Raw genomic sequence first — 15,116 nt, forward strand, 5'->3', positions numbered from 1 at the left:
AGCGCAACGGGGCATTGGCAATGTCATCGCGACCCATCCTGAAACTCTCGCGCATCACCAAGCGCTTCGGCGCCGTGATCGCCAACGATGACGTCTCGATCAGCCTGGCGCAAGGCGAAATCCTTGCGCTGCTGGGAGAGAACGGCGCCGGCAAGACGACATTGATGAACATTCTGTTCGGTCACTACGCACCGGACGAGGGCACGGTGAGCGTCGATGGCGCCCTGTTGCCGCCGGGTCAGCCACTGGCGGCAATCAGGGCCGGCGTGGGCATGGTCCACCAGCATTTCTCGCTGGCGCCCAACCTGACAGTCCTGGAGAATGTCATGACCGGCACCGAGCCTCTCTGGTCCTTCCGCTCCGCGAGGACCGGGGGCAGAAGGAAGCTCGTCGCCCTCTCCGAGCGTTTTGGCCTCATTGTCGATCCGGATGCGCGTGTCGGAGATCTGTCCGTCGGCGAGCGGCAAAGAGTCGAGATCCTGAAGGCTCTCTATAACGACGCCCGTATCCTGATCCTTGACGAACCGACCGCCGTGCTGACCAGGCAGGAGGCGGAACGCCTCTTCGCGGTCCTGCGGCAGATGGCCCGGCAGGGGCTGTCGCTCGTGCTCATCTCCCACAAGCTCGACGAAGTGATGACGACCGCCGACCGGGTCGTCGTGCTGCGCGGCGGCAAGGTGGCGGCCGAGCGGATGACAGCCGACACCGACAAGGCCGAGCTTGCGGAACTGATGGTCGGCCGGCGTGTCACACGGCCCGCGCGCGCGGCGGCGAAGCGGGGCGCCATCGCGTTCGAGGCGGCGGGGCTGTGCGCCGCCGGTGCTGGCGCCGCGCCTCTGGATACCGTCAGTTTCCGGCTGTACGAGGGGGAGATCCTCGCCATCATCGGCGTTTCGGGCAATGGCCAGACGACGCTGGCGGACGTCATGTTCGGGACACGGAAACCGGACGCCGGCGATCTGCTGCTGCACGGGCGTCCGTTCGAGGGCGGCAGCGTGTGGGCCGTGCATGAAGCCGGTATCGGCCGCATCCCCGAGGACCGCAACCGCGAAGGCGTCGTCGGCGATATGACCATCTGGGAAAATGCAGTGCTCGAACGCATCCGGTCGCCGCGCTTCTCCCGCCGGGGGATCGTGGACCGGGCGGCGGGAATCGCGTTCGCTGAACAGATCATGGCGGAATTCGACGTGCGCGGCGGCACGCCCACACGCCGGATACGCGCGCTCTCCGGCGGCAACGTGCAGAAGCTCATTCTTGGCCGCAACCTGCTCGACAACCCTCGTATCATCGTGGCCGCCCAGCCCACGCGGGGGTTGGACGAGGGAGCCGTCGTCGCCGTTCACGACCGGCTGCTCGAAGCCCGGCAACGGGGGGCCGCGCTGATGCTGATCTCCGAGGATCTCGACGAGGTCATTGGCCTCGCGGACAGGGTCCAGGCCATCGTGAAGGGCCGGCTTTCGCCGCCAGTACCGGCTGACCGGGCCGATCCGCGCCTGCTCGGCCTGATGATGGCGGGAGACTGGCAGCGCGCCGGGGACATATCCGCCGGGGAGATGGCCCATGCGTCTTGAAAAACGGGAAAGCCGTTCGCCAGCCCTCATGCTGCTGGCGCCCTTGATGGCGGTGGCGGTGGCGCTTGTCATCGTTGGCGGGCTGATAACGCTGGCGGGTGCATCGGCGCCCGAAGCCTTCCTGAAGATTATAACGGGCGCGTTCGGCAGCCGGCTGGCGCTCACCGAGACGTTGACACGCTGCGTGCCGCTCATCCTGACCGGTCTGGCGGCCGCCGTCGCGTTCCGCGCCCGGGTGTGGAACATCGGCGCGGAGGGGCAGTTCTACCTCGGGGCCGCCGCGGTCGCGGCAGTCGGATCGGGCGCGTTGGGCACGATATTGCCCGCGCCTGTCCTGATCGGTCTTCTGGCGCTCACGGGCGCCATCGCCGGCGCTGTATGGCTGCTGCTGCCTCTGTGGATGCGCTTGCGGTTCTCCGTCGACGAGGTGGTGACGAGCCTTCTGCTCAACTTCGTCGCTCTCCTGATCGTCTCCATGCTGCTCGACGGTCCGATGAAAGACCCGCTGGCCTTCGGCTGGCCGCAATCCCTGCCCGTGCCGGACGACGCCATGCTGCCGAAACTCATCGAGCGCTCACGCCTCCATATCGGCCTGCTGGCGGCGATCGCCATCGCCCTGCTCCTGCATATGGTGCAATCGCGCACCGTGTTCGGCCTCCAGACCCGCGCGACGGGACTGAACCCGGATGCGGCCAGGTTCGCGGGCGTCCCTCCTGTGAGCACGCTGATCAAGGTCGCGTGCCTTTCCGGAGGTTTCGCCGGGCTGGCGGGCGCGATCGAGGTGATAGGCGTCAAGGGATACGTCACCAGCGACCTGTCCCCCGGCTTCGGCTACTCGGGCATCGTCATCGCCATGCTCGCCAATCTGCATCCGATCGGCGTCGTCGCGGCGGCGCTTTACACAGCGGCGGTTTTCATCGGGGCGGACAGCATGAGCCGTTCGCTCGGGGTGCCCACCGCCATCGCCGACGTCACCGTGTCCCTGTCGCTGTTGACGATGCTGGTCGCCGTCTTCTTCACCCAATACAGAATACGCGCATGAAAGGCTTGCAGAGATGACGGAGCTTACGGATATCCTCTCTGCCGCGGGGCTTTGGGCGGCCATGTTGCGCATCGCCACGCCCCTGATTTTCGGAACGCTCGGCGCGCTGATCGGGGAGCGTGCGGGCGTGCTCAATCTCGGCATTGAAGGCATCATGACCTTTGGCGCCGTCACCGGCTGGCTGGTGGTCTTCAATGGCGCCGATCTGTGGGTGGGCGTGCTGGCGGCCGCGCTGGCCGGGATGGCTTTCGGACTGCTGCACGCTCTCATGACCGTGACGCTGGGGCTTTCGCAACATGTCACGGGCCTCGGCATCACCCTGTTCGCCTCCAGCCTGGGCTACTTCATTTTCCGCCTGACGACTCCCGCAGCCTCGACGCCTCCGACGATCACGCCCTTCCAGCCTCTTTCATCGGCGATGCCGGGGATCGCATCCCTGTTCGACGGGGGATTCTGGGGTGCTGTCGTGTTCAGCCAGACAACCCTGACCTTCGCCGCGATCGCCATGGCTGGCCTGCTTGCCTACATTATCCGCGCCACGCCGCTGGGATTGGCCATCCGCATGTCCGGCGAAAATCCCCACGCAGCGGAAGCGCAGGGCATCAATCCCGTCGTCATCCGGTATGGGACCGTCATGATCGGGAGCGCGCTCATGGCGATCGGCGGCGCATTCCTGACCTTGTCGGCATTCAACAGTTTCTTTCCCGGCATGGTGCAGGGACGCGGCTGGATATGCATCGCACTCGTCGTTTTCGCCACTTGGCGACCCGAGCGAGCCTTGTTCGGTGCTTTGCTGTTTGCTTTCTTCGATGCCTTTCAGCTTCGGCTGCAAGCCGTCCTCGCGGATAGCGTTCCCTATCAGTTGTTCCTCATGGTTCCCTATCTGATATCCATTCTGGCGCTGATCGTCATGGCGAGACAGGCCCGTGTTCCGCAAGCGCTGATGCAACCATACAGGCGCGGGGAGCGGTGATCGTTCCGCGGGCGGATGAACCGTATAGGCTCACCGAAAAACCTTTCGAGAGCGCCCGTGCAAATCCCATGCTTACCAAAGATGAAATCACTCGTCTCACACAGGAATTCTACAATCGCATTCCGGAAAACCCGGCGCGGTTCAGGAGGACATAGCCTTCATCCACTAAAGCATTTCTCTTTTTGCTCTTTTTTCTTGTGGAGTTCATGTCGCATCGCTTCATTGCGAAGGCTCGCATCATGCCGATCCCAAGCATTGACGCTTTTTTTCCATGAGCGGAATACGATCTTCGGTAACTTGAAGTTCTTGGCGAATATGATATTGCATTGCCCAAATTGATTCATATTCCACTCCCTCAAAAATATACTTCTTTTCTTTTAAATGTAAAATATGTTGCTTCATCTCGGAAAGAATATTTTTAGCATCGCGCGTTAGGATTTTAAAAAATATTATGTTCTTTTTATTATTGTCATTATTTTTGAAAAATTCAACTTCACGCTCTATGATTTTAATCTTTTCCAGCGTTTTATCGATGGCACGCAAATTTTTCAGATATTTCTCTTTCTTTGCTTGCAAGTATGAAAGCTGAAGCACTGCGTCTTCGTGGCTTGCAGCAAATTCACGAGCTGAAGTTCTCACCGGAGTGTAAGAGCGCCGCTTGCTCCACCTACTCCATCTACGTCGCCTACCCATCGTTCATCTCAAGAATCATAACCTACGAATTGAATGCCATAGTCTATTCATATAACTTAACAATTCGAAGTGGGAGGCGCTTGAGTTCGTACCTGTTTTCACAGAAAGTGCGCTCAGGCTTCAGCCTGTTGCAGCCTGACACCATGGAGCGGCCATCGTCAGATAGCGATTAAGGTGCTGCATCTGTGTAGGCGACCGCGCTGATTAAAAAGCGCAAAAAGCACAATGATTTTATGACGTATAGGATGAAAATCTCATTGCAATGCCCATGAATCGTGTTGGACATTCCCGCGCATGAGAACCGCGCATCTCCGTAACAGTCATGCCTGCGTTTGTGTCGGTTCGGGGGATAAGCTGCGTTAACTATGCACGCGCGATCATCCGGCGCTGACGGTTTTTGGATTTTGCGCGGGGGATAGCGGGGGTGCTGTTAGGTAGGTGGTAAAGATATGCGACATGCAACACGAATCGCACCCTCGACACGGCATAGCATGAATTCACGATGAGACGCAGCACAAAGCAGTTTTTTGGAAACAAAGCACGGCGTTTGCGAAATCCACCGTAACAACCTTGCTGCCTATCTGCTGCCTGGCGCAACATGCATTGCAAGTGTGTGTCTGACTACTCCAGTGTAACCTGTTATTATAGCAGGTTTGTCGATGGTGGGCGCAGTAGGGCTCGAACCTACGACCCGCTGATTAAGAGTCAGCTGCTCTACCAACTGAGCTATGCGCCCATCGACACAGAATCAGGAAATAAATTTCCTTGCGTTGCCCGTCAGGCCAACGCCTTGTGTGATTGCTGATTACCAAACCATTGCCGGCTTGTCTAGCGATTCACGACATTTTTTTCTGTTTTTGTTTTCGCAGCTGCCACAGCCACGCGAAACCAAGGCAGAGCAAGGAGTTGTGAATCGATGTGAAAAAACATCATATATCGTCATGAATGATGCATGACTAATCTCGCACGGAATGTGCTTCATATCTGTCGTGGGGCTTGCTCTGTTTTCAGACAAACAAGCGGTGGGCAGGTTATAGGCAACTATTTATGCTTTAGAAGTGACTATATGATCCGCGGTCGATGAGATATTCAGTACCCTCAAGGAAAGCGCTCAGAGGAGCATTGCCCTCTTCTACCTTTCCGATAGCGGTCAATCCAACATTTTCCTGTGCGCATTGCGCGCGTAAGGCTTCAAATCTGGCAGGCGGAACAGAGCAGAGAACTTCATAGTCGTCGCCGCCAGTAACAGCCGTTTTCAACAGTTCCGGGGACAGATCAATTGCCGCACGGGCGGCCTGCGACAGCGGTACAGATTCAAGGTCGATCCGTCCGCTGACACCCGATGTCCGCAGGAACTTGCGTGCGTCGCCAATCAGTCCGTCAGACACATCCATAGCCCCGCTGGCATAATCGCGGATCGCTGACGCGATGGCGTTGCGGGGCTCAGGCAGCAAATAGCGTTGCGTGAGGTGCGCATACTCAAGCGGCGTCAATTCATCGCGCCAGCCGAGATTGCCGTTGGATTGTCCTTCTTCTGCCAGGCGCAATGCAAGTCCAAGCGCCGAATCTCCGATTGTGCCGGTAACGGCAAGGATGTCTCCGACGCGCGCGCCGGTGCGACGCACGAGATAACCGCTAGGCACACGGCCGACGGCTGTAATGGAAATTGTCACCGGCCCTTGCGTGCGTACTGTATCGCCGCCCAGCAGCGGACAGTCATAGGCGCGGGCATCGGCCCCCAAGCCTTCGGCAAAAGCCGCAATCCATGACAGTGATGTCTGCGGAGGCATGGAAAGCGAAAGCAAAAAGCCCAACGGCTCTGCCCCTTTCGATGCAAGATCCGAAAGGTTGACGCGGAGCGCTTTGCGCGCCACCGCGCCGGGTGGGTCTCCGGGAAAATAGTGGACTCCGCCCACAATTGTATCCACGGTTAGCACCAGTTCCGAGCCTTGTGGCGAAGGCAGCAAAGCCACATCATCGTGCAAGCCAAGAGCGCCATCGCCAGCAATGGGTGCGAAAATCTGGCTGATTAATTCATCTTCGCTCAGCGAGGAAACTGTCATCGCGCAACCTCACATGCGATAAAGTCAAGTGCGGATCATTATACCGCATGACAGATTGATCTCGACCGCTCATATTGAAAGTATACGATATTCAGTGCCTTTTCCGACACGATGTCAGGCATTGAAGGCACTCTTTTTACTTCAACTTGTGTCCAACCTCGACGATCGACCTGGACACAAGTTACTTTTCTAACTCAGTGACGCGGCTAACTCAGTGACGCGCAAGCAATTCCTCGTTGCGGTCACTGCGGGCCAGTGTATCGAGAACGGCATTCACAAGGCCGGGCTCGTCGCCGTCATAAAACGCGCGCGCCACGTCCACGTATTCCGTAATCGTGACACGCGGCGGAACATCGCGGCGAAAGAGCAGCTCGAACGCGGCAACACGCAGAATCGCGCGCAAAACCGTTTCGATACGTCGCAGCGGCCATCCTCTGGCCAATGCTTCGTCCACCCGCCGGTCGACGGTTTTCTGCTCCCGCACAACACCGGCGACGAGATCGCGGAAAAACGCATCCTCGACAGGTTTGAAGGCGAGCCCCTCCACCTCTTTGCCGATCCAGAATCGCTCGAATTCAACCGTCGCGTCGACAACGCCTGCGCCGGTTATCTCCATCTGGTACAACGCCTGCACCGCGGCCAAGCGGGCCGCGCTGCGTTTTTCCGCTTTCGACATTCAGCCCTCGACCTTGTCTGCAATCTGACGGCGAATAGCCACCAGCGACAGTGCGGCGCGCGCCGCAAATCCACCTTTGTTGTCAGCCTTCACACGTGCGCGCACCCATGCCTGCTCGACATTCTCCACCGTCAGAATGCCATTGCCGATTGGCAGAACATAGTCGAGCGCAAGCTCGGTCAGCGCACGCGAACTTTCGCCGGCGACGATATCGTAATGGCTCGTCTCGCCGCGAATGACGGTGCCGAGCGCTACCGCCGCGTCGACATCCAGCCCCTCTTCCAGAGCGATTGCAATCGCGGGTGCGATCTCAAGCGCGCCTGGCACCGTTATCACCTCGATATCAGCCCCGGCTGCCTCCAGGACTTCGCGGGCGCCTTGCAGCAATTCGTCAGCGATATCCGCGTAATACCGAGCCTCGACAATGAGAACCCGGGCGCCCGAAACAGCGGAAAAATCGTCATCTGTAAGCCGGATCGACTGTGCCATGTCCACGCTCCTTCAACGCAGGTCGCATCATGCTACCTGTCAGTAACCCGCCGCCCGCGCTTCCGCAAGTCGCGCGGCGTAACGGGCCAACAGATCAACCTCTATGTTGACGTGATCGCCCGTCTTCCTCTCGCCCCACGTGGTCATTTCCAGCGTGTGCGGAATCAGAAGCACCGAGAAAAGCGCTTCCTCGACCGTGTTGACGGTCAAGGACGTGCCGTCCAGCGTCACAGACCCCTTGGTGGCGATGAACGCTGCCAGCTCGCGCGGTGCGCGCAAAGTGAATTGCGTCGTTGCCCCCCAGGCGGCACCGTCCTGACTGGTGATTTCATCACGTGCGACGATCTCCGCCAGACCATCGACATGCCCGGAAACGAGATGGCCGCCCAGTTCGTCACCGATTTTCAACGCCCGTTCCAGGTTGATCCTCGTGCCGGCCTTCCAGTTTCCTACGGTGGTGAGTTTCAGGGTCTCGGCAGCAGCGTCGACTTCAAACCACGCGCCGTCTTCCAGCGCGCCGAAAGCGACGACAGTCAAGCAAGCGCCGCCGCACGCGATGGATGCGCCAAGCTGTATCGTGGCCGGATCGTAACGCGAATGGATGCGCAAACGGCTGAGTGTGCCCTGATAAGCCTCGATGGAGATGACTTCACCGACGTCTGAAATAATGCCCGTAAACATCAGTCAATCCTCTCAAATTCTTCGCACACGTCATCGCCCCAGATATCACGCCGCCAGAGCCTGAAACGAGCAGCGTCTGAAACCGCTGCCATTAGCTCCGGCCCCGCCGTGCGTCCGAGGCCTGCCGTCGCACCAGCGCCACTCAAGCGCACCCCGCGTGCCGTGACAAGCACTATGTTGTCGACCAGCCCCGACTCGACAAGAGCATCTGCCAGCTGGGGGCCGCCTTCAGCCAGAACGCGTGCGATGCCACGTTGCGCCAGTGTGTGCAAGGCCGCAGGCAATGATACGCGGCCATCCAGAGTATTTTCGACGCGGATGATGTCCACCCCCGCGTGGCGCAATGCTTCTTCAGCCGCAGACGGCGCGGTGTCGGTGGTGACGATCCATGTCGGATACTCCCTGGCACCCGTCACCAATCGGGACATAAGCGGGGTCTGGAGCTTGCTGTCCAGGATAACGCGAATGGGCGAACGATTATCCATTCCCGGCAGGCGCACTGTCAGCAACGGATCATCGGCCAGCACCGTATTCAGCCCCACCAGGATCGCGTCTTCATGCGCGCGCAGCAGGTGAATTCGCTGGTTGGCCGCCTGCCCCGTTATAAGCAATCGATCGTGCGAGCCACTGGCGACGAAGCCGTCAGCCGTCCGGGCAACTTTCAACGTGATCGCGGGACGCCCCTGCGTCACCCGCAGGACATGCCCCAGATGCGCGCGTGCGGCTTCCTCGGCAAGAATTCCGACATCCACCTGAATGCCCGCAGCGCGCATCCGCGCGTGCCCCTGCCCGGCTACACGCGGATCGGGGTCTTCCTTGGCAGAGACGACGCGGGCAACGCCGGCTGCGATAACGGCATCACAGCATGGGCCAGCCCGGCCATGATGAGCACAGGGTTCCAGCGTGACGTAGAGCGTTGCGCCGCGTGCCGCTTCACCTGCCCGCGCCAAGGCGACAGGTTCACCATGCGGACGCCCGCCGCTCTGCGTCGCACCACGCCCCAGAATGACGGGCACGTCACCTTCATGGCCGACGATAACGACGCCGACCGAAGGATTGGGCGATGTCAGCCCCTGCTGCCGCCAGCCCAGCGCCAACGCCTCGCGCATGAAGCGCTGATCGTGGAAGCTTTGCCGATCACGCGCTCGTTCCATCATCGCCGCCGGTTTTCTTGTCGGTGGTTGTGCAACTGGACGGTGCCTCTTGGTCTCCAGCCAGTGCCGGGGTGCTGCTTGCCAGTTCGCCGACGAATTCCTCGAAGTCCCGCGCCTCGCGAAAATTGCGATAAACCGATGCGAAACGCACGAACGCCACGCTATCGAGCTGACGCAACCCTTCCATCACCAGTTCGCCGATTTGCTCGCTGGTCACATCCGCATCGCCCGCCTGCTCAAGCTGGCGCACGATGCCGTTGATCATGCGCTCAGTCCGCTCGGCGTCCACCGCACGCTTGCGCAGTGCAATGGTGATGGACCGCTCCAGCTTGTCACGATCGAACGGCACGCGCTTGCCCGACCGTTTCATCACCGTCAGCTCACGTAGTTGAACACGCTCGAAAGTCGTGAATCGACCGCCGCAATCCGGACAGGTGCGGCGGCGGCGAATGGTTGCGTGATCTTCGGCAGGACGGGAGTCCTTGACCTGCGTGTCAAGGCTCCCGCAAAACGGACAGCGCATGCTGGAACGGTTACGCGTAAATAGGGAAGCGGTCGGTCAGCGCTTTGACCTTCTCGCGGACAGCGGCTTCGACAGCGGCATTGCCCTCTTCGCCATTAACGGCAAGACCATCCAGCACCTCGACGATGAGGCGGCCGATCTCGGCAAATTCTTCCGTACCGAAACCGCGCGTCGTGCCAGCCGGAGTGCCGAGACGGATACCGGACGTAATCGTCGGCTTCTCGGTATCGAACGGCACGCCGTTTTTGTTCGTGGTGATGTTTGCGCGGCCAAGCGCCGCCTCGGCGATCTTGCCGTTCAGCCCTTTCGGGCGCAGGTCGACGAGGAACAGGTGATTGTCCGTACCGCCGGAGACAATGGCATAGCCGCCATCCGCGATGGTCTTGGCCAGCACCTGCGCGTTGTCGACAACTGCTTGCGCATAAGTCTTGAATTCCGGCTGGAGCGCTTCGCCGAAGGCGACCGCCTTGGCGGCGATGACATGCATCAACGGGCCACCCTGCAAGCCGGGGAAGATGGCCGAGTTGATTTTCTTGGCGATGGTCTCATCGTTGGTCAGCACGAGTCCGCCGCGCGGGCCACGCAGGGTCTTGTGCGTGGTGGTGGTGGCCACGTGAGCGTGCGGGAATGGCGAAGGGTGTACGCCGCCCGCGACCAGACCGGCAAAGTGCGCCATGTCGACGAAGAAATATGCGCCGACCGAATCGGCGATCTCGCGGAAGCGGGCAAAATCCCAGAAACGGGAATAGGCAGAGCCGCCCGCGATAATCAGCTTGGGCTTATGCTCTGCGGCAAGGCGCGCGACCTGATCGTAATCGATGCGCTGGTCGTCTTCACGAACGGTGTACGAGACGGGGTTGAACCACTTGCCCGACAGGTTCGGCTTGGCGCCATGCGTCAGATGGCCGCCTGCGGCAAGATCGAGACCAAGGAAGGTATCGCCCGGCTGGAGCAGAGAAAAGAACACGGCCTGATTGGCCTGCGAACCGGAGTTCGGCTGGACGTTGGCATATTCAACGCCAAACAGTTTCTTGGCACGGTCAATGGCAAGGTTTTCGGCGATGTCGACGAACTGGCAACCACCGTAATACCGGCGACCCGGATAGCCTTCCGCGTACTTGTTGGTGAGCACCGAGCCCTGAGCCTCGATCACCGCGCGGGACACGATGTTCTCGGACGCGATCAACTCGATATCGTCACGCTGGCGACCCAGTTCAAGGTCGATAGCGCGGGCGATTTCCGGATCGCTATCCGCCAGCCCGGCTGAGAAGAAGCTGTTGGAAAGGGCGTTGTGGGTCTTGGCTTCGGTGGCGCTCATTGACGTGCTCCGCAATGGGGAGAGATGTTCCCCTGTATTCTGGCAAGCGGAAGGATCAACGCGCCCGGAAAGGGCGCGCTGGATCGTCCGATACTATCGGTGAATCGTATATCCGAGGCTTCTCGCAGCGCATGACACCTGCCAAAAACACCTGACCTGAACGACTCGGGTGGAACCGTATCACGGGAAAAGCGCCGCTGCCAACGGCGCATTTGGCGACACGCGCCAAACAACACAGGTCATACGTGTTTATCGTGGTCGCAGACGTTACGCGCGATGCCGAAAAGCAGTGTGCGTCCAACCCGGCGAAGCGAATTGGACGCACACTTGATCAGGCAATACAGTTTAGCTGCTTCGCTCTTCGACGTGGCTCAGTGCTTCGATGCGTCTGAGTCGTTAGCTTCGAGAGCTGCGATCTGCCCGCCAAGACCCAGACCATCACGGTCATAGATGTCGGAGCGGAACTGCACGACACCATCGGGGGTCGCCCAGGCAGTGATATAGGTCCAGAACACCGGAACCGGGTTCGACACGGGTGCGTCGATGCGCTTGCCGGAGTCGATGGCGGCCTGAATTTTCTGGCGGTCCCAACCGGGGCTTTCCTCCAGCAGGAAGGCGATGTAGTCGCGCACATTCTGCATGCGCACGCAGCCGGAGGACACGAAGCGGAAGTCGTCTCCGAACACACCCTTCGCCGGCGTGTCGTGCATGTAAACGCCATAAGGGTTGGGGATGTTGATGCGGACGAAGCCCATAGAGTTCAGGTCGGCGCCGGGGTCCTGACGGAAGCGGTAGCGCGTGGCCTCATAGGTGTTCCAGTCCACCTGGCTGGGTTGGATTTCCTGACCCTCGGCATTGTAAATGCGGATCTTCTGGTCGGTCAGGTACTTGGGATCCTGACGCATCTTGGGGATGAGATCCTTGCGGATGATCGACGCCGGCACCGTCCAGAACGGGTTGAAGTTGATCTCGGTGATCCGCGAGTTGAAGATCGGCGACTGGCGATCAACCTTGCCCACGCCCGCGGCATGGCGGGTTACGACGTGGTTGTTCGCCACCGTCTCCACCGAAGCGGCAGGGATGTTCACGATGACATATCGATTGCCGAGGTTGCCCGAGTAAGAGCGCAGCCGCACAAGGTTGACCTCAAGCTGGCGAACCCGCACTTCGGCCGGCACGTTCAGTGCCGCGACCGTGCCGGGGTTCACCACGCCCGTAGGCGCGAGGCCGTAGCGGAGCTGTGCCTTGCGCAGACCTGCCTCGACATAAGAGTCGAACACTTCGCCGCGGGCGGCGGAAGCATCCAGATCGCCCGAGAGCACCAGCCGCTGCCGCAACACCTGCACAGCAGGGCCGCGCGAACCAAGTCGCAGGCGATCGTTGCCGATTTTGCCCCAGCCACCGGATTCGGCGAGCGAGCGATAACGCGCAACAGCCTGCTCCGTTGCCGCAACCGCGTCCGGAGACAGGGTCGGCGTGTTGGAGCGGGTCTGGGTGCCGCGCTGGGCGGAATCATAATTCTGCTGCCACTCAGCCTGGCCGAAGGCCAGTTGCTGCTGGGCCGCAGCGGGCGTGTAGAAAGCGGACCCTACCAAGGCAATGCTGCCGGCAACGGCCGCAGACAGACTGGCGAACTGAAATTTCACGAAACTGACCCCCACGAATCTGCCTCTGTCGGCTTGGCAGCGTCGATCATTCGGCTGATACGCACGCCGTGGCCCGCCGCCCTTCAAATATGCAACATCGACTTCTGCCGCATTCAATTGGTGACTTTGTACACCTTACAGCCATCGAAGTTAAGCAAACATGAGCAGGGCCGCTATTCGTGCCACGCACGAACCTTGGCATTACCGGCTGCCGAAGGCTCTTCCGGACTCGTTTCAGGTCTCGATTCGTGAGGCTTGCCAAGACAATAGGAAATAAGTGACCACGAGAACACCAAGCGTCACGAGCACCGGCAGAGTGCTCACAACTGCGTGAGATGCCACGAAGACGGCCAGAAAATAGCTCATCGCAGCCATCAGCCAGATAACGCCGCCCCAACTGCTTGTCAGCCACAAGCCCACGGCGGCGACAAGGTCGATTACGGCGAAATAGACGACGGCAGATTGCCATTGCAGCGGCTGATCTTCGAACGGACCTGCCCACGGCAGGACACCCAGCAGAATCGCCCAGTACGTCAACCCTTTTGCCAGCCACAGCACGGCAACAAGCCGCATGAACCAGACGAGGGCGAGATCCCAACGGAATGTGCGCTCGCGCACATCTCCCGTTTGCAGGGCGACGTCACGGGGAGGCAGTTCGCGAACGCGCGAATCGCCCGACTGAGCATGTTCCTGCTGGAACGACATTCCGCGGGCTTCCTCCCTGTTTGCGTGCACGCCTGACGATCTCGCGCCTGACGATCTCGTATGAACCATGCGGCATCCATACCGGCAAGGTCAAATATCTGACCTGCCGTGCGCGGTGCAAAACGGCCGCGACACGGTGCGCAGGAACGAAGATGACGGGTGTGAGACGCAAATTATCCCCCTGCGACGACTTATCCATCTTTTTTTGAACCGTTCCTATGTGATAGGAGTATCGGCGCGGACGCCGCAGCGGGTGGTTTGAGCGGCGACAGGGACAGGAATTGAAGGCAATGGTCAGTCGCGTGGTTACACCGTTCGAGCGCCGCAAGGACGTTCATCTCGACACCCTCCCCGCTGCTGATCTGGGCTTGACCAAGCGCCCCCGCCGCAATCGCCGTGCCGAATGGTCTCGCCGCCTTGTGCGCGAGGTCGAGCTGACCACGAACGATCTTATCTGGCCGGTCTTCCTCATGGAGGGCAACCAGGACATCGATGTTTCGGCCATGCCGGGCGTTAGCCGGATGTGCATCGAAACAGCCGTGCGTGAGGCCGAACGTGCTGCTGCGCTGGATATTCCCGCCATCGCCCTCTTCCCCTACACCGACCCTGTTCTGCGTGACGAGGCCGGTACGGAAGCCTTCAACAGCCGCAATCTCGTGTGCCGCGCCACCCGCGCCATCAAGGCTGCCGTGCCGGAAATCGGCATCGTCACGGATGTCGCGCTCGATCCCTACACCAGCCATGGCCATGACGGCGTGTTGCGCGACGGTGTGGTCGTGAACGACGAATCGGTCGCGGCTCTCGTGGAGCAGGCCATCGTGCAGGCTGCGGCGGGCGCGGATGTCATCGCGCCGTCCGACATGATGGACGGACGCGTGGCCGCGATTCGCGAAGCGCTGGATCGTGAGGGCTTCCGCGACGTGCAGATCATGGCCTATGCCGCGAAATACGCGTCCGCGTTCTATGGACCGTTCCGTGACGCGGTTGGCTCCAGCGCGGCGCTCAACACCAGCCCCGCCCTTACGGGGGATAAACGCACCTATCAGATGGACCCGGCCAACGGCGATGAAGCGCTGCGTGAAGTCGCGCTCGATCTTGAAGAAGGTGCGGACATGGTGATGGTCAAGCCCGGCATGCCCTATCTCGATGTGTTGTATCGCGTGAAGGAGGCTTTCCGCGTGCCGACGTTCGCGTATCAGGTCTCCGGCGAATACGCGATGATCGAAGGCGCCGCCCGGCAGGGCTGGATTGACGGCGACAGGGCAATGATGGAGAGCCTCATTGCGTTCAAGCGCGCCGGCGCGGATGGCGTTCTGACCTATTTCGCCCCCCGTGTCGCCCAGCTTCTGCGCGAACAGCGCGGCTGATATACGGTCACGTCTATACGGTCACTTCGCGTCGCGCCCGCATGTTGATGCAGGCGTCCGGCGCGCCGTGTGAACTTTCCCGCCCACGCATATTTTGCCACAATGCTGCCCCGGCCGGTTGTCATGCTTGCCATTCAACATTGCAATCCGGCATAAGGTTTCGCGTTTGCGTGTGGATGGCTTTCCATGGGCCGCCTCTTGCGTTTTAGCGCGGA

At 60.3% G+C, this 15,116-nt stretch carries 14 protein-coding genes and 1 tRNA gene; 4 read left to right on the top strand and 11 right to left on the bottom strand.

Annotated elements, in window-relative coordinates:
- The first annotated feature begins 20 nt into the window (after positions 1-20).
- Genes FHS81_RS11805 through FHS81_RS11815 form a run of 3 tightly spaced genes read left to right on the top strand, consistent with a single transcriptional unit; the run spans position 21 to position 3,586 of the window.
- Entirely contained in the window at positions 21-1,571 is a 1,551-nt protein-coding gene (locus tag FHS81_RS11805; protein WP_183753218.1) for an ABC transporter ATP-binding protein, read from the top strand.
- Positions 1,561-2,613: an ABC transporter permease gene (locus tag FHS81_RS11810; RefSeq protein ID WP_183753220.1), complete on the top strand. Its 1,053-nt coding sequence runs from the start codon at positions 1,561-1,563 to the stop codon at positions 2,611-2,613. The genes FHS81_RS11805 and FHS81_RS11810 overlap by 11 nt, the downstream gene beginning before the upstream one ends.
- 13 nt (positions 2,614-2,626) lie before the next feature.
- Positions 2,627-3,586 carry an ABC transporter permease gene (locus FHS81_RS11815; RefSeq protein WP_183753222.1) on the top strand — a complete coding sequence of 320 codons (960 nt, stop codon included), beginning with the start codon at positions 2,627-2,629 and terminating at the stop codon, positions 3,584-3,586.
- 237 nt (positions 3,587-3,823) lie between these two features.
- On the opposite strand, the gene FHS81_RS11820 is transcribed toward FHS81_RS11815, so the two are convergent.
- The 11 genes from FHS81_RS11820 to FHS81_RS11870 form a co-directional block, all read right to left on the bottom strand.
- Entirely contained in the window at positions 3,824-4,225 is a 402-nt protein-coding gene (locus tag FHS81_RS11820; protein WP_183753224.1) for a hypothetical protein, read from the bottom strand.
- A gap of 714 nt (positions 4,226-4,939) precedes the next feature.
- Positions 4,940-5,015: transfer RNA gene (locus tag FHS81_RS11825), tRNA-Lys, on the bottom strand.
- A 316-nt stretch (positions 5,016-5,331) separates the two neighbouring features.
- Positions 5,332-6,342, bottom strand: a complete 1,011-nt coding sequence (gene thiL / locus FHS81_RS11830) for a thiamine-phosphate kinase (RefSeq protein WP_183753226.1) — start codon at positions 6,340-6,342, stop codon at positions 5,332-5,334.
- Positions 6,343-6,553: 211 nt separating this feature from the next.
- Entirely contained in the window at positions 6,554-7,018 is a 465-nt protein-coding gene (gene nusB / locus FHS81_RS11835) for a transcription antitermination factor NusB (protein WP_183753228.1), read from the bottom strand.
- Positions 7,019-7,507, bottom strand: coding sequence for a 6,7-dimethyl-8-ribityllumazine synthase (gene ribH, locus FHS81_RS11840; protein ID WP_183753230.1), 489 nt, complete (start codon positions 7,505-7,507; stop codon positions 7,019-7,021).
- A gap of 39 nt (positions 7,508-7,546) precedes the next feature.
- Positions 7,547-8,188, bottom strand: coding sequence for a riboflavin synthase (locus FHS81_RS11845; protein WP_183753232.1), 642 nt, complete (start codon positions 8,186-8,188; stop codon positions 7,547-7,549).
- On the bottom strand, positions 8,188-9,345 hold the full coding sequence (gene ribD / locus FHS81_RS11850) for a bifunctional diaminohydroxyphosphoribosylaminopyrimidine deaminase/5-amino-6-(5-phosphoribosylamino)uracil reductase RibD (RefSeq protein WP_246374978.1): 1,158 nt from the start codon (positions 9,343-9,345) through the stop codon (positions 8,188-8,190). The genes FHS81_RS11845 and ribD overlap by 1 nt, the downstream gene beginning before the upstream one ends.
- The gene (nrdR, locus tag FHS81_RS11855) at positions 9,326-9,865 is read right to left on the bottom strand and encodes a transcriptional regulator NrdR (RefSeq protein WP_183753234.1); all 540 of its coding nucleotides are present in this window, start codon (positions 9,863-9,865) and stop codon (positions 9,326-9,328) included. The genes ribD and nrdR overlap by 20 nt, the downstream gene beginning before the upstream one ends.
- Before the next feature lie 10 nt (positions 9,866-9,875).
- Positions 9,876-11,183, bottom strand: coding sequence for a serine hydroxymethyltransferase (gene glyA, locus FHS81_RS11860; protein WP_183753236.1), 1,308 nt, complete (start codon positions 11,181-11,183; stop codon positions 9,876-9,878).
- A gap of 371 nt (positions 11,184-11,554) precedes the next feature.
- The gene (locus FHS81_RS11865; protein ID WP_246374979.1) at positions 11,555-12,778 is read right to left on the bottom strand and encodes a L,D-transpeptidase family protein; all 1,224 of its coding nucleotides are present in this window, start codon (positions 12,776-12,778) and stop codon (positions 11,555-11,557) included.
- A gap of 285 nt (positions 12,779-13,063) precedes the next feature.
- Positions 13,064-13,534, bottom strand: coding sequence for a DUF6163 family protein (locus FHS81_RS11870; protein WP_246374980.1), 471 nt, complete (start codon positions 13,532-13,534; stop codon positions 13,064-13,066).
- 290 nt (positions 13,535-13,824) lie between these two features.
- On the opposite strand from FHS81_RS11870, the gene hemB reads away from it, so the two are divergent.
- Positions 13,825-14,901 carry a porphobilinogen synthase gene (hemB, locus tag FHS81_RS11875; RefSeq protein ID WP_183753240.1) on the top strand — a complete coding sequence of 359 codons (1,077 nt, stop codon included), beginning with the start codon at positions 13,825-13,827 and terminating at the stop codon, positions 14,899-14,901.
- Positions 14,902-15,116: the final 215 nt, after the last annotated feature.

This window comes from Pseudochelatococcus contaminans, from assembly GCF_014195635.1.
Classification (GTDB): domain Bacteria; phylum Pseudomonadota; class Alphaproteobacteria; order Rhizobiales; family Beijerinckiaceae; genus Pseudochelatococcus; species Pseudochelatococcus contaminans.

Coding starts and splice junctions, on each gene's coding strand:
- FHS81_RS11805 (WP_183753218.1), top strand. CDS start 21: ATGTCATCGCGACCCATCCTGAAACTCTCGCGCATCACCAAGCGCTTC.
- FHS81_RS11810 (WP_183753220.1), top strand. CDS start 1,561: ATGCGTCTTGAAAAACGGGAAAGCCGTTCGCCAGCCCTCATGCTGCTG.
- FHS81_RS11815 (WP_183753222.1), top strand. CDS start 2,627: ATGACGGAGCTTACGGATATCCTCTCTGCCGCGGGGCTTTGGGCGGCC.
- thiL (WP_183753226.1), bottom strand. CDS start 6,342: ATGACAGTTTCCTCGCTGAGCGAAGATGAATTAATCAGCCAGATTTTC.
- nusB (WP_183753228.1), bottom strand. CDS start 7,018: ATGTCGAAAGCGGAAAAACGCAGCGCGGCCCGCTTGGCCGCGGTGCAG.
- ribH (WP_183753230.1), bottom strand. CDS start 7,507: ATGGCACAGTCGATCCGGCTTACAGATGACGATTTTTCCGCTGTTTCG.
- FHS81_RS11845 (WP_183753232.1), bottom strand. CDS start 8,188: ATGTTTACGGGCATTATTTCAGACGTCGGTGAAGTCATCTCCATCGAG.
- ribD (WP_246374978.1), bottom strand. CDS start 9,345: ATGATGGAACGAGCGCGTGATCGGCAAAGCTTCCACGATCAGCGCTTC.
- nrdR (WP_183753234.1), bottom strand. CDS start 9,865: ATGCGCTGTCCGTTTTGCGGGAGCCTTGACACGCAGGTCAAGGACTCC.
- glyA (WP_183753236.1), bottom strand. CDS start 11,183: ATGAGCGCCACCGAAGCCAAGACCCACAACGCCCTTTCCAACAGCTTC.
- FHS81_RS11870 (WP_246374980.1), bottom strand. CDS start 13,534: ATGTCGTTCCAGCAGGAACATGCTCAGTCGGGCGATTCGCGCGTTCGC.
- hemB (WP_183753240.1), top strand. CDS start 13,825: ATGGTCAGTCGCGTGGTTACACCGTTCGAGCGCCGCAAGGACGTTCAT.